Annotated in this window: 19 protein-coding genes and 1 riboswitch; of the genes, 13 read left to right on the forward strand and 6 right to left on the reverse strand. The window is 73.3% G+C overall.

Annotation, left to right across the window (positions count from 1 at the left end):
- Positions 1-10: 10 nt before the first annotated feature.
- On the reverse strand, positions 11-862 hold the full coding sequence (locus KLI87_RS41335) for a hypothetical protein (protein WP_214620897.1): 852 nt from the start codon (positions 860-862) through the stop codon (positions 11-13).
- Between the two features lie 239 nt (positions 863-1,101).
- On the opposite strand from KLI87_RS41335, the gene KLI87_RS38245 reads away from it, so the two are divergent.
- Positions 1,102-2,067, forward strand: coding sequence for a 4-hydroxy-3-methylbut-2-enyl diphosphate reductase (locus KLI87_RS38245; RefSeq protein WP_156219027.1), 966 nt, complete (start codon positions 1,102-1,104; stop codon positions 2,065-2,067).
- A gap of 4 nt (positions 2,068-2,071) precedes the next feature.
- Here KLI87_RS38245 and KLI87_RS38250 read toward each other — a convergent pair whose 3' ends face one another.
- Together KLI87_RS38250 and KLI87_RS38255 are read right to left on the reverse strand one after the other, a co-directional pair.
- The gene (locus KLI87_RS38250) at positions 2,072-2,746 is read right to left on the reverse strand and encodes a DUF6542 domain-containing protein (RefSeq protein WP_214620898.1); all 675 of its coding nucleotides are present in this window, start codon (positions 2,744-2,746) and stop codon (positions 2,072-2,074) included.
- Positions 2,743-4,191, reverse strand: coding sequence for a DNA recombination protein RmuC (locus KLI87_RS38255; RefSeq protein WP_250904653.1), 1,449 nt, complete (start codon positions 4,189-4,191; stop codon positions 2,743-2,745). The genes KLI87_RS38250 and KLI87_RS38255 overlap by 4 nt, the downstream gene beginning before the upstream one ends.
- 178 nt (positions 4,192-4,369) lie before the next feature.
- Between KLI87_RS38255 and ychF the strand changes: the two genes are divergently transcribed.
- From ychF to KLI87_RS38295, 8 genes are all read left to right on the forward strand, one after another.
- Positions 4,370-5,461, forward strand: coding sequence for a redox-regulated ATPase YchF (gene ychF / locus KLI87_RS38260; protein WP_214620899.1), 1,092 nt, complete (start codon positions 4,370-4,372; stop codon positions 5,459-5,461).
- A gap of 469 nt (positions 5,462-5,930) precedes the next feature.
- Positions 5,931-6,935: a conjugal transfer protein gene (locus KLI87_RS38265; protein ID WP_156219025.1), complete on the forward strand. Its 1,005-nt coding sequence runs from the start codon at positions 5,931-5,933 to the stop codon at positions 6,933-6,935.
- A gap of 57 nt (positions 6,936-6,992) precedes the next feature.
- Positions 6,993-7,283, forward strand: coding sequence for a hypothetical protein (locus KLI87_RS38270; protein ID WP_156219024.1), 291 nt, complete (start codon positions 6,993-6,995; stop codon positions 7,281-7,283).
- 90 nt (positions 7,284-7,373) lie between these two features.
- Entirely contained in the window at positions 7,374-11,045 is a 3,672-nt protein-coding gene (locus KLI87_RS41340) for a conjugal transfer protein (RefSeq protein WP_214620900.1), read from the forward strand.
- 145 nt (positions 11,046-11,190) lie between these two features.
- Positions 11,191-13,680 carry an ATP-binding protein gene (locus tag KLI87_RS38280; RefSeq protein WP_156219022.1) on the forward strand — a complete coding sequence of 830 codons (2,490 nt, stop codon included), beginning with the start codon at positions 11,191-11,193 and terminating at the stop codon, positions 13,678-13,680.
- The gene (locus tag KLI87_RS41345; RefSeq protein ID WP_214620901.1) at positions 13,677-16,292 is read left to right on the forward strand and encodes a type IV secretion system protein; all 2,616 of its coding nucleotides are present in this window, start codon (positions 13,677-13,679) and stop codon (positions 16,290-16,292) included. The genes KLI87_RS38280 and KLI87_RS41345 overlap by 4 nt, the downstream gene beginning before the upstream one ends.
- Positions 16,292-16,939: a hypothetical protein gene (locus KLI87_RS38290; protein ID WP_214620902.1), complete on the forward strand. Its 648-nt coding sequence runs from the start codon at positions 16,292-16,294 to the stop codon at positions 16,937-16,939. The genes KLI87_RS41345 and KLI87_RS38290 overlap by 1 nt, the downstream gene beginning before the upstream one ends.
- A complete protein-coding gene (locus KLI87_RS38295) occupies positions 16,936-17,982 on the forward strand; it encodes a bifunctional lytic transglycosylase/C40 family peptidase (RefSeq protein ID WP_156219020.1) in 1,047 nt (348 codons plus the stop codon). The genes KLI87_RS38290 and KLI87_RS38295 overlap by 4 nt, the downstream gene beginning before the upstream one ends.
- A gap of 85 nt (positions 17,983-18,067) precedes the next feature.
- Here the strand turns inward: KLI87_RS38295 and KLI87_RS38300 are convergent, their stop codons facing one another.
- Complete coding sequence (locus KLI87_RS38300) at positions 18,068-18,496, reverse strand: ribonuclease domain-containing protein (RefSeq protein ID WP_214620903.1); 429 nt, start codon at positions 18,494-18,496, stop codon at positions 18,068-18,070.
- Between the two features lie 142 nt (positions 18,497-18,638).
- The gene (locus KLI87_RS38305; protein WP_214620904.1) at positions 18,639-19,181 is read right to left on the reverse strand and encodes a MarR family winged helix-turn-helix transcriptional regulator; all 543 of its coding nucleotides are present in this window, start codon (positions 19,179-19,181) and stop codon (positions 18,639-18,641) included.
- A gap of 61 nt (positions 19,182-19,242) precedes the next feature.
- Between KLI87_RS38305 and KLI87_RS38310 the strand changes: the two genes are divergently transcribed.
- The 3 genes from KLI87_RS38310 to KLI87_RS38320 are packed head-to-tail and all read left to right on the forward strand — an operon-like array spanning position 19,243 to position 21,813.
- Entirely contained in the window at positions 19,243-20,550 is a 1,308-nt protein-coding gene (locus KLI87_RS38310) for an amidohydrolase family protein (protein ID WP_214620905.1), read from the forward strand.
- Between the two features lie 46 nt (positions 20,551-20,596).
- Positions 20,597-21,388: a Mut7-C RNAse domain-containing protein gene (locus tag KLI87_RS38315; protein WP_308166542.1), complete on the forward strand. Its 792-nt coding sequence runs from the start codon at positions 20,597-20,599 to the stop codon at positions 21,386-21,388.
- A gap of 32 nt (positions 21,389-21,420) precedes the next feature.
- Entirely contained in the window at positions 21,421-21,813 is a 393-nt protein-coding gene (locus KLI87_RS38320) for a (deoxy)nucleoside triphosphate pyrophosphohydrolase (protein WP_214620922.1), read from the forward strand.
- A gap of 6 nt (positions 21,814-21,819) precedes the next feature.
- Here KLI87_RS38320 and KLI87_RS38325 read toward each other — a convergent pair whose 3' ends face one another.
- Complete coding sequence (locus KLI87_RS38325) at positions 21,820-22,839, reverse strand: C40 family peptidase (protein WP_250904654.1); 1,020 nt, start codon at positions 22,837-22,839, stop codon at positions 21,820-21,822.
- A gap of 6 nt (positions 22,840-22,845) precedes the next feature.
- Positions 22,846-22,974, reverse strand: a riboswitch (cyclic di-AMP (ydaO/yuaA leader).
- 294 nt (positions 22,975-23,268) lie between these two features.
- Between KLI87_RS38325 and typA the strand changes: the two genes are divergently transcribed.
- Entirely contained in the window at positions 23,269-25,122 is a 1,854-nt protein-coding gene (gene typA / locus KLI87_RS38330; protein WP_156219015.1) for a translational GTPase TypA, read from the forward strand.
- Positions 25,123-25,399: the final 277 nt, after the last annotated feature.

Genomic DNA, 25,399 nt, shown 5'->3' on the forward strand with positions numbered 1-25,399 from the left:
GTTCCGGCGGTCAGCCGTGGCCGTTGAGCTTGGCGATGCGCCGCTCGTACATCCTGATCACGTCGGTGCGGGCGGCGTGGTCGCGCTCGTACTCGCGCAGCAGCCTCACCTGGTCGGCCGACAGCCCGCGCAGCCGCGCGCGCAACTGCGGCAGCGTCGCCTCGTCATAGTTGGGGACGGGCAGCTCCGCCGCGTCCTTCGGCCCGGCCTTCGCGGCCTCGGACTCAGCGGCCTCGGACTCAGCGGCCTCGGTCTTCGCGGGCTCGGCCTTCGCGGCCTCGGGCTTGGCGGCCTCGGACTCCTGCTTGGCGGGCACTGGCTTGGCGGGCTCTGCCTTGGTGGGCTCCGGCTTCGCGGGCTCGGGTTTCGCCGCTGCGGGCTTCTCCGCCTCCGGCCTGGCGGGCCGCGGCTCGGCGGGCTCGCCGGCGGGGCGGGCGTGCTTGGGCGTGTGGCCGGTGTCGGGCGGGGTGGCGGCGGGCTTGCCGATCGAGATCTCGCCGTCCTGGCCGCCGGCGGCGTGCCTGGGCGCCGTGCGGGGCGCGGACGGCGCGGACGGCGCGGACGGGCGCGCCGGCCGCGGGCGCGGGGCGGGCGCGGGCTCCTCACCGCGGACCCGCTCGACCACCCGTCCGACGACCCGCTCGGCCGTGCCCTGGACGTCGGTGCGCAGCCGGCCGAGCACCGGGCGCACCCCGCCGCCCTCGGTGATCTCCTTGTAGTCCCTGGTCACGCGGTCGCTGAGCAGCAGGGCACGCCCCACGCCGAACATGGCCAGCCGGACGGCGTGCAGCGGCAGGTCGCGCACCTGCTCGCCGACGGTGTCCTGGACCTGCTGTTTGAGGCGGCGCGGCGATCTTGTCATCGTCTTCCTCTTCCTGCCGCCGAGCGCGTCGTCCCGCGTCGTACGGCAATCGTCTCGTCGGTTTCACTCTGCCCCATGGGCGCGATCTCGGTCACCCCGCGTTAGTGGAATTTCGTCCAACAGTGACATGGAGTGGGTCACACAGCGGGCTTGACCTGACCTTTCATGATTCGTACGAACTGCGCACGCTACCGTGCGGCGCTGTGCGGGGCGGGCGGGGCGGCTCGTACGATGGGGGCATGACCGCTGACACCGAGCGCCGTGTCCTGCTCGCCAAGCCGCGTGGTTACTGCGCGGGCGTCGACCGCGCCGTGCAGGCGGTCGAGATCGCCCTGGAGAAGTACGGGGCGCCGATCTACGTCCGCAAGCAGATCGTCCACAACGTCCACGTGGTGAAGACGCTGGAGGAGCGCGGCGCCGTCTTCGTGGACGAGACCGCCGAGGTCCCCGAGGGCGCGATCGTGGTGTTCTCCGCCCACGGCGTCGCGCCGGTCGTGCACGAGGAGGCCAAGGGCCTCGACCTGCGGACGATCGACGCGACGTGCCCGCTGGTGACCAAGGTCCACAAGGAGGCCGTCCGGTTCGCCGCGCAGGGCTACGACATCCTGCTGATCGGGCACGAGGGGCACGAGGAGGTCATCGGCACCACCGGCGAGGCCCCCGACCACATCCACCTGGTGGATGGCCCCGACGACGTCGCCCGCATCACCGTCCGCGACCCGGAGAAGGTGGCCTGGCTCTCGCAGACCACGCTGTCGGTGGACGAGACGATCGCGACCGTCGAGAAGCTGCGGGAGCGGTTCCCCAAGCTGACCGACCCGCCGTCCGACGACATCTGCTACGCCACCCAGAACCGGCAGACGGCCGTGAAGGAGATGGCGGCGCGGTCCCAGCTCGTGATCGTGGTCGGCTCCACGAACTCCTCGAACTCGGTGCGGCTCGTCGAGGTGGCCAAGGAGCACGGCGCGGACGCCGCGTACCTGGTCGACTACGCCGACCAGATCGACCCGGCCTGGCTGGAGGGCGTCGGCACGGTCGGCGTGACGAGCGGCGCGTCCGTCCCGGACGAGCTGGTCCAGGGCGTGCTGGGCTGGCTGGCCGAGCGGGGCTTCGGCGAGGCGGAGGAGATCGAGTCCGTCAAGGAGAGCATGCGGTTCGCGCTACCGCACGAGCTGCGCCGGGACCTGCGCATCACGCCCGTCTGACGGATCAGTCGACGTCCCCGTGGTGCAGGGGGCGCTCCTTGCCGGAGCGTTCCGGCCCGGGGCGCTCCGGCCCGGCCGACGGCGAGTCGTCCCAGCGGACGGGGTCCTCGTTGTCCTCCTTCTCGAAGAGGCGGACCCGGACGAGCTTGCCGCGCAGCTCCCGCACGTTGGCGGGCAGCCCCCGGAACAGGCAGATCACCAGCACCAGCAGCGTGCCGAAGAACAGCCACGGCGCGGTCCCCGCGAGCGCGGTCAGCACCCCGACGGTCATGCCGCGCAGCAGCGACCCGTCCCCGAGGGTGTCGAGGAACACGGCGGTGAGGGTCGCGGCGAAGAACGCCAGCGGCGGGCTGACGACCAGCGTGAGCAGGTCGGCGGGCCGGGTCGCGAACGCCGCGAGCACGCAGCCGATCGTGAAGCCGCCGCCCGCGAGCAGCCCGACGCCGAGCCAGCGCGCCAGCAGCGCGCACACCAGGCCGGTGCCGAACATGACGACGATCCCGCCGCGCGCGGTGAGCGCCACCGGCGCCGAGGAGGCGGCGGGGGCGGCCTTCGCGCGGGCCCGCGACCCCTTCGCCGCCCGCGACGTCCGGGCCGAGCCGTCGCGCTGACCACGCACTGGACCCCCTGGGGCCGGGGACGCGCCGCCCGGCGCGTCGTCCACCGTCGATCTGCTCATTGCCACCTCTCCCGCTGATCGAACTGATCAGGGATGGCCCGTCGGCCGAAACCTACCGGTTCGCTCCCGTACTCGGTATCGTGCTCGCCTTCGCGGGGGGCGCCGGACGGCTCCTTTCCGTTGGATTCGCCGTAGGGGTCGTCGGTTGGCCGATGACGCGGCTCTTCTGGGGGATCCTCCTCGAACGGGACGCCCGGGGCGGGAACGCCGGGGCGGTCGTCGCGGTCGTGATCGGTCGGTTCCGCATCGGTCAGTTCCGCCGCCGACAGCGCGCGGGGGCTCTCCTCGACCGGCCGGGGCCCCTCCAGGGGGTCCTCGACGACGCCGAGGTCGTTCAGGCGGCGCGCGCTGACCAGGACGCGGGTCTCCAGGGAGCCGACCGTGCGGTTGTAGGACTTGATCGCGCCGGTCAGCGCCCGGCCCAGCTCGTCGACGTGCTGCCCCATCGTCCCCAGGCGCTCGTACAGCTCCTTGCCCAGCTCGAAGACGGCGCGGGCGTTGCGCGACAGCGCGGCCTGCTGCCAGGCGTAGGACGCCGTCCGCAGCATGGTGATCAGCGTGGTCGGGGTGGCGATGTGGACGCGGCGCCGCATCGCGTGCTCCAGCAGCCCGGGGTCGCGGTCGAGCGCGGGGGCCAGGAACGCCTCGCCCGGGATGAACAGCACCACGAACTCCGGCGCCGGGCTGAACGCCTGCCAGTACGACTTCGCCGCGAGGCGGTCGACGTGGTCGCGCAGGTGCCGGGCGTGCGCGTCCAGCCGCACCGGGTCGCCGCTCTCGGCCGCCTGGAGGTAGGCGGCCAGCGACACCTTGGAGTCGACCACGATGCTCTTGCCGCCGACCAGCCGGACCACCATGTCGGGGCGGACCGTCCCGTCTGCGGTCACCGCGCTCGCCTGCTCGTCGAAGTCGCAGTGGTGCGCCATCCCGGAGATCTCCACCACGCGGCGGAGCTGAAGCTCGCCCCACCGCCCCCGCGCCTCGGGCCGCTGGAGCGCCCGGACGAGCGACTGCGTCTCCCGGCGGAGCTGGTCGGAGCTGTGCCGGACGAACTCGACCTGCTTGGCGAGCATCGCGTGCGACTCGCGGCGTCCCGTCTCCACCTCGCGGAGCTGCTCCTCCACCTTGGCGAGGGTGTCCTTCAGCGGGGCGACCAGGTGCTCGACGGCCTGCTGGCGCCGCTGCAGCTCGCCCGCCGCCTCGGCCCCGGCCGCCTTGAGCCGCGCGTCCGCCAGTTCGAGGAACCGCTGGTTGCTGGCGTCCAGCGCCTTGGCGGACAGGTTCTCGAAGTGCTCGGCCATCCGCTCCTCGGCGTAGGCGAGCTTCTCCTCGGCCGCGCGCGCCCGGGCGATCAGCGCGCCCTGCCGGCTCGTCGCCAGCGCGTACCCGGCGACGACGCCGAAGACGGCGCCGACGAGGAGTCCGGCGAACAGCGCGAGATCCATCCGTTCATCGTGACAGCGGACGCGCGCACCGTGTCCGCGACTCGCCGGTAGGAGCCCCGGACCGGACAATTGGCCGCACTGTTCGCAGCCGCCCTCGCCCGTCCGGCGGGTCCACGCGGGGAAGGTTCACCCGCTCGTCGTCTGGAGGAGGTTCGGCGGGCCCATAAACTTGACGGCCGTGAGCCTCTCCATCGGAATCGTCGGGCTGCCCAACGTCGGCAAGTCCACCCTGTTCAACGCGCTGACCAAGAACGACGCGCTGGCCGCCAACTACCCGTTCGCGACCATCGAGCCCAACGTCGGCGTGGTCGGGGTGCCCGATCCGCGGCTCGGCGTGCTGGCGGAGATCTTCGGCTCGCAGAAGATCATTCCGGCGACGATGGAGTTCGTCGACATCGCCGGGATCGTCAAGGGCGCGTCCGAGGGGCAGGGCCTCGGCAACAAGTTCCTCGCCAACATCCGCGAGACCAACGCGATCTGCCAGGTCATCCGGGCGTTCGAGGACCCCGACGTCACGCACGTGGACGGCGACGTCGCGCCGTCCCGCGACATCGAGACGATCAACACCGAGCTGATCCTCGCCGACCTCCAGACGATCGAGAAGGCGCTGCCGCGCCTCGACAAGGAGGCCCGCACCAAGAAGGACAAGGAGAAGCTCGCGGTCGTCGACGCCGTCACCGCCGCGCAGAAGCTCCTGAACGAGGGCGTGACGCTCTTCGCGGGTGCCGAGAAGGCCGGGATCGACCTCGCGCTGCTGCGCGAGCTGCACCTGCTCACCGCCAAGCCGTTCCTGTACGTGTTCAACCTCGACGAGGACGAGCTGTCGGACGAGTCCGTCCGCTCCCGCCTGCGCGACCTCGTCGCGCCCGCCGAGGCGGTCTTCCTCGACGCCAAGATCGAGGCCGAGCTGATCGAGCTGCCCGACGACGAGGCGCTGGAGCTGCTCCAGGGGATGGGGCAGGAGGAGTCCGGCCTGTCGCAGCTCGTCCGGATCGGGTTCGCGACGCTCGGGCTCCAGACGTACCTGACCGCGGGCCCGAAGGAGTCCCGCGCCTGGACGATCCGCACCGGCGACACCGCGCCCGAGGCCGCGGGCGTCATCCACACCGACTTCCAGCGCGGCTTCATCAAGGCCGAGATCGTCTCCTTCGACGACCTCACCGCCGCCGGGTCCATGGCGGCCGCCCGCACCGCGGGCAAGGTGCGCATGGAGGGCAAGGACTACGTCATGCAGGACGGCGACGTGGTGGAGTTCCGCTTCAACGTCTGAGCCCCACCTCCCTGGGTCCCCGCGCCACGCTCCGTGCACGCGGGCCTTGTGCGTTCGTTGGGACGGGTGTTGCATGTGGGGCGGGACGGGCACCCGGGCAGGGTGTTCTGTCGTGATATGTCCCGAGATGGATAGTTTGCCGGTTTCTTTGGGGAAGAGATTCCGGCCGGGGCCGCCACGCGGTAACCAACCAACTCGTGATCCGGGACGCTTGTCTGGAACGTGTCCGCGCGCTCCGTTCGGAGGCTTGGATAGGGGATCGTCACCGTTTGGCAATCTTCCCTGTTCCTGCTGAGGTGGATTGCATTATCCACAACCGCGTGCCGGGGCTGTGCTTCGCCGCGATGCGCTGGAACAATTGGCGCTCGTGGTTACGCTGGGCCCGGGGTGGGTTCGGAAAGGGCCACCCAGCACACGACCAGGCACACATGACCGCGCCGACCGGGGGCGAGGCGCGAGCGGAGGCAGGATGGCTCGCAGGTCGGCCGTTGGACGCGGCCGTGACACCGCCGTGGTGGAGGAGACGCCGGCGCCAGGCCGGGCGCTCGCCTCCTCCGCCGACCCGTGGGACGTGCCCGAGCCCGACCGCCGCCGCGGACGCTCGGGCGGCGACTCGCGCGCCGGACGCTGGGGCGGCTCCGGCGGTCGCTGGTGGGTGTGGGTCGGCCGCGCGATCCTGTGGGCCGTCATCCTCGTCATCCTCGTCAACGGCGTCCGGGCCCCCTTCGAACGCTTCACCGCCGAGGAGTCCGCGACGCCGAGCGCGCCCAAGCCCGGCAAGAGCGCGCAGTTCCCCTCCAGCGCCGCCGGAGCGTTCGCGCTCCAGTTCGCCAGCGTCTACCTGAACTTCGACCAGAAGAACGCCGCGGCCCGCGAGGCGCAGCTCCGCCCGTTCCTGCCCGACGGCGCCGACGGCCAGTTCGGCTGGAACCGCGTCGGCGGGCTACAGGTGCAGTCCGTCCAGGTGGCCGGGGTGGACGTCCGCGACGCCAACAACGCGACCGTGACGCTGCTCGCCCGCAGCCAGGACAAATGGCTCCGGCTCGCCGTCCCGGTCTACGCCGACACCGCCGGCTCGCTGGTCGTCTCCGCGCGTCCGGCGCTGCTCCCCCCGCCCACCAAGGCCCTGCTTCCCCAGAACCGCGTCCAGGACCGCGACACCGCCCTGGAAGCCGAACTACAGCCGTTCCTAGGTACCTTCTTTCAGGCGTACGCCTCAAGCAACCAGTCGGCCCTGTCACGCTTCTCCGACGGGACGACCATCACCGGTCTGGCCAACACCGTGACCTTCGTGCAGGTCAAGGAGGTCGTGGCGCCGAAGGGGCCCTCCGGTGAGCGCACCGTCACCGCGACGGTCGTGTGGCAGCTGACCGGAGGCGGTGAGCTGGAGCAGAGCTACCAGCTCATCATGAAGAAGGGAACGACCTGGCTCGTGCGAGACATCCGCGGCACCACGGAAACGAACGGCTCATGAGACGACAGCCGCACCCGGCCCCCGACACAACCGCCGACCGAGGAAGGTAGCCCATCGATGCTGCACCACGTCATGGCGTCGATTCCGCACGAACTCCTGGCGGCTCCGACAGAGAACGACGAACTCAAGACCGACCAGCTCGCCGACTGGCTCCGCCAGATATTCGGCCCGCTGTTCCTGGTGATCGTCTCCATTGTGGCGATCTTCTTCCTCTTCACGCGCGAGATCACGCGTTTCGTGCAATTCATCGTCCTGGCGATCGGAATCGGAGTGGTCTTCTACGTGCCGAACATCATCGAGACCACGGCCAAGGCGATAGCCAAGGCCCTGGGAGTGGACGTCAGCTGAACTCCATACCGGCGGACACCCGAGGTCGGACGGCCCCCGCCCGGGGCCCGGCAGACGGCACCGTGCTCGCGCAGCTAGGGGAGTAGGGGCGTGGACCTATTCACGTACACGAACATATGGCGCATCGAGAAGCGGCTCTACAAGCTGTACGACCTGCGGCTTCCGATGCCGCTGCCGCTGGTCCAGATCGGTGTGTTCGCGGGCGTGTTCGTCCCCTGGATCGTGCTGCTGAGGTTCGTCGGCATCCCCTTCGAATCCCCCTGGCACGTCCTTTACATCGTCCCCCCGGCCGTCCTCACCTGGCTGGCCACCCGGCCCGTCATCGAGGGCAAGCGCCTCACCGAACTGCTGCTCTCCCAGAGCCGCTACTTCTCCGAGCCCCGCACCTGGTGCCGCCTCACCCCGATCCGCGAACCCCGCGAGGTCGTGATCGTCGCCCGTGTCTGGCGCCGCCCCGGCGTGGCCGCGCCCGCCCCTGAGCAGGCCGCCGTCAAGGCCCGCCGCCGCAAGCGCAAGGCCGCCCCCGAGCCCGAGGTCGCCGCCGTGCCCGCGGCACCGGCCGTCCCGCGCCCGTCCGCCGCCTCGGCCCCGCAGCCCCTGGCCGAGTACGCCGCCCAGCGCGCGGACGCGCCCGCCCCGCCACCCGCCCCCTTCGCCCCGGCGCCCGCGGCCCCCGCCACACCGCCCATCCCCGCCGAGGGCGTCCCGGTCGCCGAGCAGCCCGCCGCCGACGTCCCCGTGGCGGGCGCGGCGACGCCCCGTCCGCCCAAGCCCTGGCGCCGCGCGACCCGCGACATCTCCCACGAGGACGACGTGCTCGTGGGCTCCCCGGGCCTGGAAGGCCCCCCGGCGACCCCCCACCTGGAGGCCCCCGGCTCAGGCAAGCGCGCCCTGGCGTCCGGCGTCCGCCGCCCCGGCGAACCCACCGAACTCTGGCAGGCGACCCCTCCGGCCCACCCCCAGGACACCCCACCCTCCGCAAGTGCCTCCACCCCCCGCCCGGCCGCCCCCCGGCCCCCCGTCCCAACAGACGCCCAGGCCGCCCCCCGCGAGTTCGGCCCCCCCCGCGGACCGGCCCCCCAAGAGCCCCGCCCGTCCGAGCCCGCTCCGCGCGGCGCGGAGCCTCGCGAGCCCGCGGCCCAGGCCGCTCCACGCGAGCCCGCGTCCCGCGAGCGGTGGTCGACCGACTCCGCACCGCGCGAGCCGGAGCCGCCCGCGTCCGCGCCGCGCGAGCCCGAAGCCGCTGAGCCCGCCGCCCAGGCCACACCACGCGAGCCCGCAGCCCGCGAGTCCGCTCCTCACGAGCGGTCGTCGACTGACTCCGTACCGCGCGGCTCGGAGGCGCCCGCGCTGCCTGAGCCCGAGGCCGGTAAGCCCGCCGCCCAGGCCACCCCCCGCGACCCCGCGCTACGCGAGTCCGGCTCACCTCAGCCGAGCCCGCGCGGATCGGCGCCCCAAGAGCCTCGGCCGTCCGAGCCCGCTCCGCACGGCGCGGAGCCTCGCGAGCCCGCGGCCCAGGCCGCTCCACGCGAGCCCGCGTCCCGCGAGCGGTGGTCGACCGACTCCGCACCGCGCGAGCCGGAGCCACCCGCGTCCGCGCCGCGCGAGCCCGAGGCCGGTAAGCCCGCAGCCCAGGCCACTCCACACGGCCCCGCGATCCGTGAGCCCGCGTCCCCTGAGGTCGCGCCGCGTCAGTTCGGGTCGCCTCAGTCGGGTCGGCGTGAGTCGGGGCCGCGCGAGGTCGGTGCGCCTGGGGCGGCTCCTCGCGGGCCCTGGTCGACCGAGCCCGCTCCGCGCGAGTCGGAGGCGGCCAAGCCCGCGTCGCGTGAGCCTGAGGTTCGCGAGCCCGCGCCCCAGGCCACCCCGCACGAGCCCGTCTCTCGTGAGTCCGCACCCCACGAGGCGAGGCGCGAGTCCGCCCCACGGGAGCCATGGTCGACCGAGCCCGCTCCGCGCGAGTCGGAGCCTCGTGAGTCCGCGGCCGAGGCCGCTCCACGCCAGCCCGCGTCCCCTGAGGTTGGGCCGCGTGAGGCCGCTCCGCGTCAGTTCGGGTCGCCCCAGTCGGGTCGGCGCGAGCAAGGGGTGGGTGGGCCCGCTCCGCGTGAACCCTGGTCGACCGAGTCGGCGCCGCGTGAGGCTGCTGAGAAGTCGGGTCCCGAGGGGCGTCGGGACGGGACGCCTGTGCCGCAGGCGGGTGCGGGCGTTGAGGGGCCCCCTCCTCCCTTGGCCGGGCCTCGGGCCGCCGGGCGTGGGCAGGCCGAGACCGATACGCGTCCGGACGTGCCGCAGCAGCCGCCCGTTCCTCCTCGGGAGGGGCAGGGCAAGGGCGGAGCGCCCCAGCAGGGGGCCGGGCCTGCCCCGAGGCCCTGGGCCGCGCGTTCTTCGCAGGGGGAGCCCGGTGACAAGAAGGTCGCGGGGTGGAAGAACACCCCGCCCTCGGCGCCCGCGCCCGAGCAGCGGCCCCAGCCCCAGCGCGGGCCGGGGGAGCCGCCGATCACCCGGCCGGACGTTCCGATGGTGCCCGGGGCGTTCGGTGCGCGACCGCCCGGCGAGCAGCCGCGCAAGGAGCCGCCGAAGCCGTGGTCGAAGGGGCTGTCCAAGCCCGCGCGTCCGACCGAGCCCCGCCCGCCCGCGCCGCCGCAGCCGCAGCAGCCACAGGTTCCACCGGCACCGGCCGCGCAGGCGCCCGCGCCGCCCCAGCAGGCTCCGCACGGGCCCGTGCCCTACCCGCACGGCGGGCCCGGCCAGCCGTCGCCGGACGAGCAGGCGCCGCCGCGCGAGGTGCGGTCGGGGCCCGCCTCGCCGGTGCGGCCGAGGCCGCTGCCGCCGCCGCCCGCGCCGCCGCCGTCCGGACCCGCGATCACGCCGCCGGACCCGGAGCACGAGGTCACGGCCGGCGGGCTGCGGCGGCTCATCCAGGCCGTCGGCGGCGGGCACGGGGACGTCGACGGCGACTACCAGATGCGGCTCCAGCAGCCGTTCCAGGGAACGCGCCACATCGTCGTCCTCGGATGCACCGGCGGTGCCGGGCAGACCGTGACCGCGCTGATGCTCGGGCACACCTTCGCCCAGCACAACGGGGAGCCGATCGTCGCGATCGACGTCAACCCCGGCCCGGGCGCGCTCGCCCGGCGGACGCGCAGCGAGACCAACGAGACGCTCACCGGGCTCATCACGCGCGCCGACCAGGTGGGCAGCCTCACCGCGATGCGCCGGTACACCTCGCAGGCCAAGTCCGGCCTCGACGTCGTCGCGGCGGGCAAGAACCCGCTCCAGGCGCTGGACGACCGGGACTACGCGCTCGCGATCCGCACGATCGACAAGTTCTACTCGGTGACGCTGCTGGACGCAGCGGCCGCCGTCGTCGCGCGCGTGCTGCCCTACGCCGACCAGGTCGTGCTGGTCGCGCCCGCCAGCGCCGACGCGCCGCGCGCGGTGGCGATGACGTTCGAGTGGCTCGACGGCCACGGCTACGAGGAGTTGCGGTCCCGCGCGGTGACGGTCATCAACGGCGTCAGCCGCCGCAGCATGGACGACGTCGAGCAGGCCGAGGCCGTGGCGCGGGGCCGTTGCCGGGCGCTCGTCCGCATCCCGTGGGACGATCATCTGAGCATGGACCGCGCCCCGCGCAACGAGTTGAAGTCGTTGCGCGCGCCGACGCGGCGTGCCTATCTTGCCCTCGCCGGCGTGGTCGCCGGCGGCTTCACCGTCGTGCCCGAGCGTTACCAGGAGCTTCAGCAGGAGCAGGAGGCCACCCGATGAGCGCCCCTCGCGGGCATCGAACGACGGCGCGCGCGTCCCTTGCGGACGCGTCTGATCTTGCTGGCCGTCCGGACGTGAAACAGTCCCCCGGGCAACCCTTCACCGGACGCGGCGCACCGGGAGAATCATTGGTCGGGAGGACGGCATGAGCAAGGCCAGCCGGCTGGCGGTGCGGTACTTCGACGACCGCGTGCTGCTCACCGACAACGCCGCCTGGGCCTACTTCCGGTTGCCCACGGTGTCGTATGAGTTCACCACCGGTGAGGAGCGCGAGGCGCTCGCGACCAACATCACGATCGCGCTCGCGGGCATCCGCATGCAGGACGCCGAGATCCACCTGCGGATCGCGCACCGGACGTATCCGGCGGCGGAGTGGGCGCTCGCGCTGGACCGGACGTCCGACGCCGGGTCCGGGTGGCGCGAGTACCTGGAGGAGACCTACGCCCACGTGTGGGCCAAGGACTTCTGGACCAAGGAGGTCTACCTCGGCGTGCGGCTCGGGCCGCGGGGGATGGGCGCGCACCTGTCCGGCGGCGTGCTGTCGCAGCTCCTCGGGTTCTACAAGCGCAGCGAGAGCGTCCTCGGCGTGAACGACGACGCGGTCGACAAGCGGGAGATCGGGCGCTGGACGGAGCAGGCCGAGCGGATCGGCCGCGCGCTCGGCGGGTCGGCGCTGTTCGCGCGGCACGCCACGGCCACCGAGGTGGCGTGGCTGTTCCAGCACGCGGTGACCGGGTCGCTGGCCGACCCGCCGCCCTCGGCGGTGCCGCGCCGGACGTGGGGCAAGGGAGAGATCGAGTCGCTGGTCGAGGGCGCCATCCACAACGGGCGCTCCTACCTGCGGGTCGAGCAGCCGAACTACACGGGCGCGGGCGGCGGCGCGACCGCCGCGTCCTATGTCGCCTACCTGTCGTTCGCGCGGTTCCCCGACATGATGCCGTTCCCGGACGGCGAGCCGTGGTTCCACTACGCCGACGCGCTGCCGTTCCCCGTCGAGATCAGCGCGCGGATGAAGCTCGTCCCGCCCGCCAAGGCGTCCAAGGACGTCTCGCGGAAGCTCGCGCACGCCCGCGACATGGACCAGCACATCCGCGAGGCGGGCGCGGAGGCCCCGATCGCGCTGGCGGAGCAGATCGACGCGGCGCGGATGCTGGAGCACGGCATCACCAAGGAGCGGCTGCCGTTCGTGTACGGGTGGCACCGCCTGATCGTGTCCGCGCCGACGGAGGACCTGCTCGCCCAGCGGGTGGACGCGGTGGTCGAGCACTACCGCGACATCGGCATCGACGTCGTCAACTCGACCGGCGACCAGTTCTCGCTGTTCCTGGAGTCGCTGCCCGGCGACCGGATCCGGCTGAACGCCTACGCGCAGCGCCAGCCGCTGCGGACGATCGCGGGCGGCATGCCGATCGCGACCGTCGACCTCGGCGACCGTCCGGACGAGAACGACGAGGGCTGGATCGGCCCCTACATCGGCGAGACGCTGGGGCGGGCCCGGTCGATCGTCCACTTCGACCCGCTGGTCGCCGCGGCCCGCAACCGTCCGACGGCGGTGGCGATCACCGGTGAGCCGGGCGGCGGCAAGACCACGCTCGCGCTGCTGCTGATCTACCAGATGGCGCTGCGCGGCGTCACGGTCGCGGCGATCGACCCGAAGGGCGACGCCGAGTCGCTCGTGGAGCTGCTGCGGGCGCGCGGGCGCAAGGCCCGGGTCCTGCCGCTCGGGTCGGCGGCACCCGGCCTGCTCGACCCGTTCTCGTTCGGCGACGACCTCGCGGCGAAGAAGACGATGGCCACCGAGACGCTGCGGCTGCTGCTGCCGCGCATGTCGGAGGAGCGCGAGTCCGCGATGATCCAGGCGGTCGGCGCGGTCGCCAACGGCGAGCGCCCCTCGCTCGGCCGCGTCGTCGACCACCTGGAGGCGGCCGCCGACCCCGCGTCCAAGAACCTCGGCGCGGTGCTGCGCTCGATGTCGGAGATGCGGCTCGCGCGGCTGTGCTTCGACCCGTCCGGCGGCGAGCGCATCGACAGCGCCGGCTGGACGACCGTGTTCACGCTCGGCGGGCTCACGCTCCCCGACGTCGCGATCAACCGCGAGGACTACTCCTACGAGCAGCGGCTGTCGGTCGCGCTGATGTACCTGGTGTCGCAGTTCGCGCGCCGGCTTATGCACGGCCTCGACCGGCGGCTGCCGAAGGCCATCTTCCTGGACGAGGCGTGGGCCATCACCTCGACTCCCGAGGGCGCGAAGCTCGTGCCCGAGGTGTCGCGGATGGGACGGTCCCGCAACACCGCGTTGATCTTGGTCTCGCAGAACGCCGGCGACCTGCTGAACGAGCAGGTGACCAACTGCCTGTCGTCGGTGTTCTGCTTCCGCTCCACCGAACGGGTGGAGGTGGCCGACGTCATGTCGCTTCTCGGGGTGGAGGCGTCTGACGAGCACAAGGCCGTGCTGCGCAACCTGGGCAACGGCGAATGCATCTTCCGCGACCTCGACGGCCGTGCGGGACGCATCGGCGTCGACCTGATATCCGAGGAACTGCAGCGTTGGCTGGACACCAACCCGACCCGGTCGCATCCGGGCGCGTCCGAACTCACCACCGCGGGGGCGAAGGCCGAGGAGGTCCGTCGATGAGGAGTCCCCGCGACCGGATGGCGCGCCTGCAGCGCTCCCCCGGCGAAGGGCTCGAACTCCCAGCCCCCACCCGCCGCAAGCGGGCGCGGAGCCCGCGCCGGCGCCGGTCGGTGCTGCTGCTCGTCATCATGGCGCTGCTTCTGGTCAGCCCACTGTCACCCGCGTCGGCGTCGATCCCGCTTCCGCCGGGCTCGAACCCGAACGACGCCTGCGCGCCCGCCGACAACCCCTCGCCCGAGCAGTACGAGTCGGGGACGGACGGGCTCATCAAACCGCCCGGCTACCCCGACGAGAAGCTGCGCAAGACCCCCGTCGACCAGCTGACCTACTACGACCGGTACGGGACGGCCGGGCAGACCTGGTACGCGGTCGACATGGGCTGCTCGGACGCGATGGCGATGATGGGCAACGCCCTCGCCAACACCACGTTCACGCTGGTCCGGTCGATCGACCGGACGACGATCAGCGTCTACCAGGCCGCGGCGTCGGAGTCGCTGCTGAGCTGGCTGAAGGACACCGTCGACGGCGTCATCAGCGGCATGGGCAAGACGTTCAACGCGCGGTACTGGTCGTGGGTGGTCATCCTCGGGGCGATGTGGCTCGCCTGGTGGGGGCTCGTCCGGCGGCGGGCGAGCAAGGTCACCGAGGGCGTGATCTGGATGGTCGCGGCGATGGTGGCGCTGATCTGGCTGGTCGCGCGGCCCGCCGACTTCACCACGCTCGGGACGAAGGTGTCGGAGGCGACGAGCGCGGCGTTCAACGCGGCGCTGCCGCAGAGCGACACCAAGGGCGGCAGATGCGTGCCGCCGCCCCAGGGCAAGCAGGATCCGGCCGCGTCCCAGAACCTGGACGCGACGACCCGCAACGCCAACGGGCTGTGGGTGGCGCTGGTCTGCAAGCCGTGGCTGCAGGGCGAGTTCGGCACCACCGACCCCAACGCCAAGATCGTCAAGGACAACGCCGACCGGTTGCTGTGGTCGCAGGCCGTCGACATGCCCGAGACCTACGGCGGGCAGAAGGTCGATCTCGGCAAGAAGGCCGACGCCTACAAGGACGTCACCAAGGACATCAAGGAGAACCATCCCGGGAGCTACTCGCTCTTCCAGGGGCGGAACTGGCAGAACCGGCTGGCGGTCGCGTTCGGCGGGCTGTTCGCGGCGCTGGTCGCCGGCCTGCTGATCATGGTGATCGCGATCGCGCTGATCGTGGTGAAGATCGCCTTCCTGCTGCTGCTGGTCGCCGGGCCGATCTTCCTCGGCATCGGGATACATCCGGGCATCGGACGGGTGATCGCCGTCCGATGGCTGGAGCTGCTGCTGTCGATGCTGCTGAAACAGGCGGCGCTCATCGGGGTGCTGTCGCTGCTGCTGTGGGCCTACGGGCTGATCCTCGGCGAGACGCTGCCGTGGGGCTTGCAAATCCTGCTCATCGCGCTGGTGACGTTCGCGGCGTTCATCTACCGCAAGCCGTTCCAGCACCTGTTCTCCGCCGTCGGGTACTCGGCGGTCGGGGCGCGGGAGAAGGGCGAGGCGCAGCTCGACAAGTCGATCACCGAGGCGCGGCGGAGCACGACGTCGGTCGCGGGCACGGTGATGCCCGGCGCGGCCGGATACCGGCTCGGCCGCCGGGCCAAGCGCGACGCGACCACCGAGGCGGCCGCGGCCGCCGACGCGCAGAACGGCGGCGTGGTCGTCGGCGCGGACCGCAGGACCGCCGCGGTCGGCGCGCCCGGCGCGGGCGAGGCCCCCTCGCCGGACGAGGCGCCCGTGCTCGCGGCGCGGCCCCGCACCTCCGGCGCGGTCGCGGCGCAGGGGCGGTCCAGGCGGGGCGCGCCCCCGCTGAACCTGCCGTCCCGCGCGGGCGGGCCCGCGGACGGCGGCGCCGACTCGGTCGGTGCCGCGCCGCCGCGCCCCGGCGGGTCGGCGGGCGTGCGTGCGAGCGGTGGAGCGGGCTCCGGCGCGGGCGCCGCGGCGTCCGGGGGCGGCAGGCCCTCGTCGGGCGCGGGCGCCGGATCGGGTGCCGGGTCCGGGTCGAGGGCCGGTGCGGGCGCGGGTACCACCCGTCCGACCTCCTGGGCGGGACGCGGTGACACCTCCGGTGGAGGCGGCGCGTCCGGCGGCAACGGCTCAGGCGGCGGGTCCGGCGGGTCCGGCGGTTCCGAGGGCAACGGCGCCGGGAAGGGCCCCGGTGGCGGCGGCTGGTTCAACGGACGCGGACGCGGCCGGGCCGGGGGCGGTGCAGGTGCCGGAGCGGGCGCGGGTGCAGGTGCGGGTGCGGGTGCCGGCGGCGGCTCCAACGGCGGCGGAGGCTGGTTCTCCGGCGGCGGCGAAGGCGGCGGCTCCGGCTCCAACGGCGGGTCCGGTTCCAACGGCGGCTCGGGGTCCGGCGGCGGGTCGCCCTCGGGGGGCGGCGCGCCCGCCGGCCGGCAGCCCGACCCGGCGTCCAACGTCCCGAGGCCGCGCGCGGGCGCGGGCGGCGGCGGCCGGACCGGCGGCTCCGGCGGTCCGGGCGGACCTCCGCCGCTGTGGGGGCGCGGCGGCTCCGAGGAGGGCCCGCCGATCCCGTTCTGGCTGCGTCCGGTGGACGGCGACTCCGGTGATCGGGACGAGTGATGAACCTGAACGACCGACAGCGCAAGCTGCTGTTCGGGGGGCTCGTGGTGGTGCTCGCGCTGGTCGGCGTCTACCTGACGATCGCCGCGCCCGGTGACGACTCCGGCGGCGCGAGCGACCGGCCGAGCGCCGCCGCGTCCACCCCGAGCACGGGCCCGACCGGGCCGGCGTCGCCGCCGGCGGGCATCCAGAGCGCCGTCAACCCGAACGACTTCGACGTGTACCGGCTGCTGCCGTTCTCGCGGCAGGAGTTCGCCACGGCGGCCGACCTGGCGCAGCGCTTCGTCGCCGCCTACGGCACCTACCGCTTCGACGAGGACCCGCAGGTCTACATCGGACGGCTGTCCGGGCTCGTCACCGAGGCGCTGCGCGGCGAGCTCGCGCGCGGCGCCGCGGCCCCCGGCATCCAGGACGAGCGGCGCCGCGAGCAGGTCGTCGCGCAGGGGGCGGCGACGCTCGACCGGGTCCGCGACATCGAGGACAACTCGATCATCTTCCTGGTGACCGGCAAGCAGCAGCTCACCCGGGCGGGCAAGAACGGCGGTGACAGCAAGCAGTGGGCCGTGACCATCGCCCGCGACGGCGGCTCGCTGAAGGTGTACGCCTTCCAGCCCGCCGACACCGGTCAGGCGGGTGACACCGGATGACGCCCAAGCGGCTCCTGGCGGCCGGGGGCCTCGGTGTCGCCGCGACGCTGTTCATGGCGATGCTGTTCGTGCCCGTGCTGTTCGGCGGCGGCCAGTTCGTGTTCGGCGGCGGCGCGGGCGGCTGCGTGGACGTGGCGCAGGCGGGCGCGCAACCGGCCGCCGCGACCGGCGCCCGCGCGATCCCCGCCGACTACCTGGACCTCTACAAGAAGGCCGGGGGGCGGTACGGCATCCCGTGGAACGTCCTCGCGGGCATCGGGAAGGTCGAGACCGGGCACGGCACCTCCAACCTGCCGGGCGTCAAGAGCGGCGAGAACTACGCGGGCGCGGGCGGGCCGATGCAGTTCCTCGACCCCACGTTCAAGGCGTTCGCGGTGGACGGGAACAAGGACGGGCGCAAGAACCGCTACGACCCGGCCGACGCCATCCCCACCGCCGCCGCCTACCTCAAGCACAACGGCGCCCCGCGCCGGATGCGCACCGCGATCTTCATGTACAACCACTCGTGGGACTACGTGAACCTCGTCCTGGACTGGGCGAAGAAGTACGTCGGCGGGGACTTCGACATCGTCCAGTCCAACGGCGTCGAGTGCCAGGACAACGACCTGCCCGCCAACGCCGGCGAGCTGGTCAAGCGGATCATCTCGTTCGCGCTGGCGCAGCGCGGCAAGCCGTACGTGTTCGGCGCGAACGGTCCGGACGCGTGGGACTGCTCCAGCCTGCTCCAGGCCGCCTACCGGTCCGTCGGGCTGGCGATCCCGCGCACGACGTTCGAGCAGTGGCCGTTCGGCGTGAAGATCGACAAGGGCAAGGAGCAGCCCGGTGACCTGGTGTTCTTCAACTCCGGGCCCGGGACCTCGGCCAACAACCCCGGCCATGTCGGGATGGTGATCGGCGGCGGCAAGATGATCGTGGCGAGCTGCTCGGCGTGCGTCCCGGCCATCGGCGTGAAGCCCTACAAGCGCGCCAACTGGATCGGGACGACGCGTCCGCTCGCGCGCAAGGACCTCAAGCAGAAGGTCTCCCAGCTGGCGGCCCAGTAACCCGGGCCCAGCCCCGGACGGGGGCCGTCCCCGAGCCGCGGCGCCCCGGCCCGTTCCGCGACGGGCCAGGGCGCCTCCGGGGCGGTCAGCAGCCGAAGTCGATGTCGTAGAACGTGCGGTAGTGGTCGGCGGTCCAGTACATGCCGTCGTGGCCCTCGTCGCCGGAGGTGATGATGCGGCGCGCGCCGCGGTCCGGGCTGCCCGGGGTCTTGACGGTGTACTCGTGGTAGAAGCCCTTCGGCTCCTTCGGCAGCAGGCCCTCGCGGTTCTGGAAGACCGTGCCGTCCTGCGGATAGGGGTAGGGGCCGCCCCGGTCGATGAGGGCGATGGTGTCGTCGGCCTGGTCGGGGAGCCGCGTCTCGCAGATCGGCGCGATCGCCTCGACGCGGACGGACACGGCGGCCGCCGGGCCCGGGACGGCGGCGGCCTGTGCGGCGGGCCCGGCCAGCCCCGCGGCGAGCAGGGGGACCAGGAGCAGTGCGCGGCGGAACGTGGAGTAGCGGGGGGTGTTCATGCGGTGAGTGTCACCCGGCGGAGGCCCGCCCGTCACGGCGAAGCGGGGCAATTCAGGGGATGTTGCCGATGGCGTCACCGCCGGTTCGGCATCGATCCGAGGAGGGGGCGGCCCTGGACGACGCCCGGCGGGACGCGGACGGTCAGCGGAAGCGGCGCCGGCCGATCACCGCGTGCACGTCGCGGAGGGCGTCGGCCGCAGCCCGCACGGTCTCCGGCGGCAGCCCCGCCATGATCTCCTCGTGCACGCGGGCGGACATCTCCATCCCCCGCTCGGTGACGCGCAGGCCGTCCTCGGTGAGCCGGACGAACCGGCTCCGCGCGTCCGCGGTGTCGGCCTCGCGCTCGACGTGGCCGGCCTTCTGGAGCCGCTGCAGGACGTTGCTCGTCCCGCCGGAGGTGAGCAGCGCCGGGCCGGTGAGGTCGCTCGGGCGAAGCCGGTGGGGCGGGCCCGCCCGGTGCAGCACGGTCAGCACCTCGAACTCGGCGTAGGTCAGCCCGTACTCGGCGAGGCCGTCGCGCAGCGCCTGCTGGACGAGCGCGCCGATCCGCTGGGCGCGCTTGCCGACCTCCAGCATCGCGATGAGCGGCTCGGAGATCCCGCTCCGCCGCCACTCCCGCGCGATCGCGTCGACCTCGTCCCCGGGGGCGTCGGGGGAGGCACTCGGGGAAACGTCGTCGCGCACACGCCGAGAATACTCGCTCACCAAGTTGCTTTCTAAAAAGCTTTTCCTTAAGCTTTCTGGCATGACATCGACCTACCTCCTGCGCGACGGCCTCGTCATCGACACCGACCCCGCGCCCACCGTGCTCGGGCGCGCCGACGTCCTCGTCCAGGACGGGCGGATCGCCGCCGTCGGCCCCGACCTGGCCTCCTCCGCCGCCGCGCCCCTCCCGGCGGACGCCGAGGTGATCGACGCGTCGGGCCGGATCGTGCTGCCCGGCTTCGTGGACACGCACCGGCACGTCTGGCAGGCGGGGATCCGTGCCGCCCTGCCCGACGGCACGCTGCCCGCCTACGTGGAGCGCGTCCTCGGCGTGCTGGCCCCGCGGCACACCGCGGACGACGTGTACGCCGGGACGCTCGCGGGCGCCCTGGAGTGCCTCGACTCGGGCGTCACGACGGTGGTCGACTGGTCGCACATCCAGCTCCGCCCGGAGTACGCCGAGGCGAGCGTGTCGGCGCTGCGCGCGTCCGGCGCGCGCGCCGTGTTCGGCTTCTGCTACTTCGGCGGCGGCGACCTCGACGCCCTCGCCGCCGAGACGGCCCGCGTCCGCGACGCCTACTTCGACGTCCCGGACGGCCTCCTCACGATGGCGATGGCCGCGCTCGGCCCCGAGCTCACGAGCCCGGAGCGCGCGCTGCGCGAGTGGGCGGTGGCCCGCGACCTCGGCCTCCCGGTCACCACCCACATGGGCGGCCACGGCGCCGAGAGCGCCGAGCGCGGCATGGCGTTCCTGGTCGACCACGGGCTGATGGACCAGGGGGCGATGTACGTCCACGCGAACCACTTCACCGGCGACGACCTCAGGCGGATCGCCGCCTCCGGCGGGACGGTCTCGGTCACGCCCGGCGTCGAGGCGGCCCTCGGCCTCGGTCCCGTCGCCACCGGGCGGTCGCTCGCGGCGGGCGTCCCGACCGGGCTCGGCGCCGACACCGTCGTCAGCGGCCCCGGTGACATGTTCGGCGTCATGGGCGCCGCCCACGTCCTGGAGCGCGGCCGCCCGGACGGCGCGGGGATGGGGTTCACCACGTCCGACGTGCTCCGGATGGCGACGATCGGCGGCGCGGAGGCCGCCGGGCTCGCGGGCGTCACCGGGTCGCTCGCCCCCGGCAAGCAGGCCGACCTGGTCGTCCTGCGCACCGACACGCCGGGGATGGCGGCGGCCCACGACCCGATCGCGGCGGTGGTCCGGTACGCGGGGACCCGCGAGGTCGACACCGTGCTGGTCGCCGGGAGGATCGTCAAGCGCGGCGGCGTCCTGCTGGGGCAGGACGTGCCGTCCCTGCTGGCCTCCCTGGAGTCGTCGGCCGGCCGCCTCACGGCCGCCTGACGATAATCCGGAGGGATTCGCCAGGGCCGCGTGGCATGCTGACGGCGTGGAGCCCGAGATACGCATCCGGATCGCCGACGAACTGCTGATGTTCCTGCCCGCGACGCGGCGCGAGTCCGCCCGCCGGGTCGCCTACGACGGGACCTCGACGCTGGGGCACCTCGTGGAGTCGCTGGGCGTGCCGCTGCCCGAGGTCGGGCCGATGACGGTCCGCGGGGAGCGGGTGGCGCCGTCCGCCCGTCCGCACGCGGGCGAGGAGGTGCTGGTGGAGGCCGTCCCGCGCCCGCAGCCCGTCCCGCTGGAGCCCGGGCAGGCCGCGCCGCGCTTCCTCCTGGACGTGCACCTCGGCACGCTCGCGCGGCGGATGCGGCTGCTCGGGCTCGACACCGCCTACCACAACGACATGGACGACCCCGCGCTCGTCGTCCAGGCCAACGAGGAGCGGCGCGTCCTGCTCACCCAGGACCGCGGTCTTCTGCGGCGCCGCGCGCTGTGGTTCGGCGCGTACGTGCGCGGCTCGCGCCCCGACGACCAGCTCCGCGACCTGCTGGAGCGGTTCGCGCCCGTCCTCGCGCCCTGGACGCGCTGCACCGCCTGCAACGGCCCGCTCGCCGAGGTCGACAAGCGCGACGTCGAGCGCGACCTGGAGGCGGGCACCCGCCGCAGCTACGACGTCTACGGGCGGTGCGTGGACTGCGGGCAGGTGTACTGGCGCGGCGCGCACGGCGGCCACCTGGAGGAGATCGTCCGGGACGCGGCGCGCGTCGTCGCGGACGCTCGTCCCGGCGGAAACGGCGCGACCGGAACCGGGCCCACCCCCGCGACCGTCTCAGAATGAAGTGAACGGAGAGCCGGAGGGGGCTGGTGGCGATCGACCTCGTCGTGGTGGGTGCAGCGATCATCTCGGACGGGCGGCTGCTGAGCGCCCAGCGCGCCGAGCCGGCGCACATGGCGGGCGGCTGGGAACTGCCGGGCGGCAAGGTCGACCCGGGGGAGAGCGACGAGGAGGCCCTCGTCCGCGAGTGCAGGGAGGAGCTCGACATCGGGATCCGCCTGGACCGCCGGGTCGGCGGCGACTGGCGGCTCAGCGGGCGCAGCCTGCTGCGGGTGTGGACGGCCGCGATCGTCGAGGGTGAGCCGCGCGCGCTGGAGCACCTGGCGCTGCGCTGGCTCACCCCGGACGAGCTCTACGACGTCGACTGGCTGCCCGGCGACCGTCCCGTCATCGACGAGCTGGAGAGGCTGCTGAAGCGGACGACGTGACCCGCGTCAGGTGATGCGGTTCGCCCCGGCGAAGTCGGAGCGGTCGGACAGGTTCGAGATCTTGACGACGTCGCCGGTCTGCGGGGCGTGCAGGTACTTGCCGCCGCCGAGGTAGATCCCCATGTGGTGGACGCTGGCGCCGAAGTACACGAGGTCGCCCGAGCGCAGCGAGCCGCGCGACACGCGCTGCCCCATCGCGAGGAGGTCGCCGGTGTAGTGCGGCAGGCCCGGCTTGCCGACCTGGGCGTAGGCCCAGACGACGAGGCCGGAGCAGTCGAACGTGGTCGGCCCCGCGGCGGCCCACACATAGGGCGAGCCCAGCTTGGTGAGGGCCTTGCGGGTCATCTTGGCCGGAAGGCCCGAGCCCTGGATCGTGGCCGACAGCCCGGTGCGCGGGTCCTTGACGTGGGTCGTGGTCAGCTTGTCGAGCCGCTTGGTGACCTCGGCGACCTTCTGGCGGGCGGCCTCGCGGGCGGCCTTGGCCCGCTCCGCCGCCTGCTGGACCTGCGCGGTCCTCGCCTCGGCGGTGCGCCTGGCCTGGTTCGCCCGGTCGATCTGCTTCTGCAGCGCGGCCACGGCGCCGGCCTGGCTCTGCGTGAGGTAGGCCCCGGCCGACAGCCCCTCGGACGAGCCGCTCACGCCGAACATCGCGCTCGGGCCGCCGTTCATGTAGTTCGCGGCGGCCATCTGGCCGAGCCGCTCGCGCGCGGGCGCGGTCTGCGCCTCCAGCGTGGCGGCGGCGCGGGCGGCGGCCTGCTCGGCCTTCCTCGCCCGGTCGAGGTCGACGCGGGCCTTGTTGTACTGCTCGGTGAGCTTCTCCGCCTCGGTGTTCAGCGCGTCCAGGCTCTGCCGCAGCCCCTTCTCCGAGGTCGGCAGCGGCGTCGGGGCGGGCGCGCCGTTCGGCGCGCCGAACGGCTGCGCGGCGTGCGCGGCGAGCGGCGCGGTGGTGCCGAGGCCGATCAGGAGGGTGGTGGCCGCGACGGCGACGGGCGTGCGGCGCCGCCGCCGGTGGGAATCGGCTGCCAAGCCGGTTTCTCCTCTCCCTGCGCGCCTACCGGGTTAGCTGACGGGTTCGGGCCAGGAGGCGCCCTACGACACGAGGTCGATTCACCCCGGGGGATCCTGGGTCCCCGGCTCCGCGCCGCGCGGCCCGTGCTCACAGGCCCCGCCGCGGCGGACTCGGCGCTCCGGCCGCAGGCCCCGGGGGGTGGGGCGCTCCGGACGGCCGGATCTCAGGGAGATTACAAAGGATCGGCAAAGTTGGCCAATCCGCGCCGTTCTCCTGCGGGCCTCCCGGGGGTTTCCCGTGGAGGGACGGCCCCTCACACCCCCCGGAAAGGCCCGGTGTGACGGGCGGAACCCCTTGCGGGGGTGGGGCCGCGCGCGAGGCCAAGTAGAATGGGGGGTGCCGCGCGTCTGCGGCGACTCCCGAACTCTCACGCAAGGCGAGCCCGCATGCCCATCTCCACGCGCGATGACCTCCGGAACGTCGCGATCGTCGCCCATGTCGACCACGGCAAGACGACGCTGGTCGACGCCATGCTCTGGCAGTCCGGTGCCTTCCGCGAGAACCAGGACGTCGACGACCGCGTCATGGACTCCGGCGACCTGGAACGTGAGAAGGGCATCACGATCCTCGCGAAGAACACCGCCGTCCGGCACAACGGCCTCACGATCAACATCATCGACACCCCCGGCCACGCCGACTTCGGCGGCGAGGTCGAGCGCGGGCTGTCGATGGTGGACGGCGTCGTACTGCTCGTGGACGCCAGCGAGGGCCCCCTCCCGCAGACCCGGTTCGTGCTGCGCAAGGCGCTGGCCGCGCGGCTGCCGGTGATCCTCGTCGTGAACAAGACCGACCGTCCCGACGCCCGCATCGACGAGGTCGTGGACGACACCTACGAGCTGTTCATGGACCTCGACGCCGACGAGGACCAGATCGACTTCCCGATCGTCTACGCCTCCGGGCGCGCCGGGCGGGCCTCGATGAACAAGCCCGCCGACGGCGCCATGCCCGACAGCGAGGACCTGGAACCGCTGTTCAAGGTCATCACCGAGGCGATCCCGGTGCCCTCCTACGACCCGGACGCGCCGCTCCAGGCGCACGTCACCAACCTGGACGCCTCCAGCTACCTCGGCCGGATCGCGCTGTGCCGGGTGCACGCCGGGACGATCAAGAAGGGCCAGACCGTCGCCTGGTGCCGCCACGACGGCAGCGTCGAGAAGGTGCGGATCACCGAGCTGCTGATGACCGAGGCGCTCACCCGCAAGCCCGCCGACGAGGCCGGGCCCGGCGACATCATCGCGATCGCCGGCATCCCCGACATCATGATCGGCGACACCATCGCCGACCCCGACGACCCGCGCCCGCTGCCGCTGATCACCGTGGACGAGCCCGCGATCTCGATGACGATCGGCACCAACACCGGGCCGATGGCGGGCCGCGAGAAGGGCACCAAGGTCACCGCCCGGATGGTCAAGGACCGGCTCGACCGGGAGCTGGTCGGCAACGTCTCGATCAAGGTGCTGCCGACCGAGCGCCCGGACGCCTGGGAGGTGCAGGGCCGCGGCGAGCTGGCGCTCGCGATCCTCGTGGAGAACATGCGCCGCGAGGGCTACGAGCTGACCGTCGGCAAGCCGCAGGTCGTCACCCGGATCGTCGACGGCAAGAAGCACGAGCCGGTCGAGCGGCTCACCGTCGACATCCCCGAGGAGCACCTGGGCGCGGTCACGCAGCTCATGGCCGTCCGCAAGGGGCGCATGGAGCACATGACCAACCACGGCACCGGCTGGATCCGGATGGAGTTCCTCGTCCCGGCGCGGGGCCTGATCGGGTTCCGCACCGAGTTCATGACCGAGACGCGCGGCACCGGCATGGCCCACCACGTGTTCGAGGACTACGAGCCCTGGTTCGGGGAGCTGCGCACCCGTCCGTCCGGGTCGCTGGTGGCCGACCGCGCCGGCGCCGCGACCGCGTACGCGATCACGAACCTCCAGGAGCGCGGGACGTTCTTCGTCGGCCCGACCACCGAGGTGTACGAGGGCATGATCGTCGGGGAGAACTCCCGCTCGGACGACATGGACGTCAACATCACCAAGGAGAAGAAGCTCACGAACATGCGGTCCTCGACCGGCGACGAGCTGGAGCGGCTGACCCCGCCCCGGCTGCTGTCGCTGGAGGAGGCCCTGGAGTTCTGCCGGGAGGACGAGTGCGTCGAGGTCACCCCGACCGCCGTCCGCATCCGCAAGGTCGTCCTGGACGCCAAGGAGCGCGAGCGCACCCGCGCCCGCACCAAGCGCGCAGGCTGACCTGACGACCGGCCGGCCTCGCGGACCGGCCGGGCGGCCGGTCCGCGAACCCGGCGATCCGAACCGCAGGCGATCCGAAGACCAAGCGTTCCGGCGGGCCAAGCTTCACGGCCGACCGCGGCGGACCGAGCTTTCACGGCCGACCGAGCGCTATCGGGGAACGGGGGCCGTCCGACACGGGCGGCCCCCGTTTCCGTCCCCGCCGTTCGTGCGGGGGGAGAGAGAAGGCGGGAAACGGCGGCGGCCCGGGGAGATCCCCGGGCCGCCGCCGTCGTGG

It is taken from the genome of Actinomadura sp. NEAU-AAG7, from assembly GCF_018603865.1.
Classification (GTDB): domain Bacteria; phylum Actinomycetota; class Actinomycetes; order Streptosporangiales; family Streptosporangiaceae; genus Spirillospora; species Spirillospora litoris.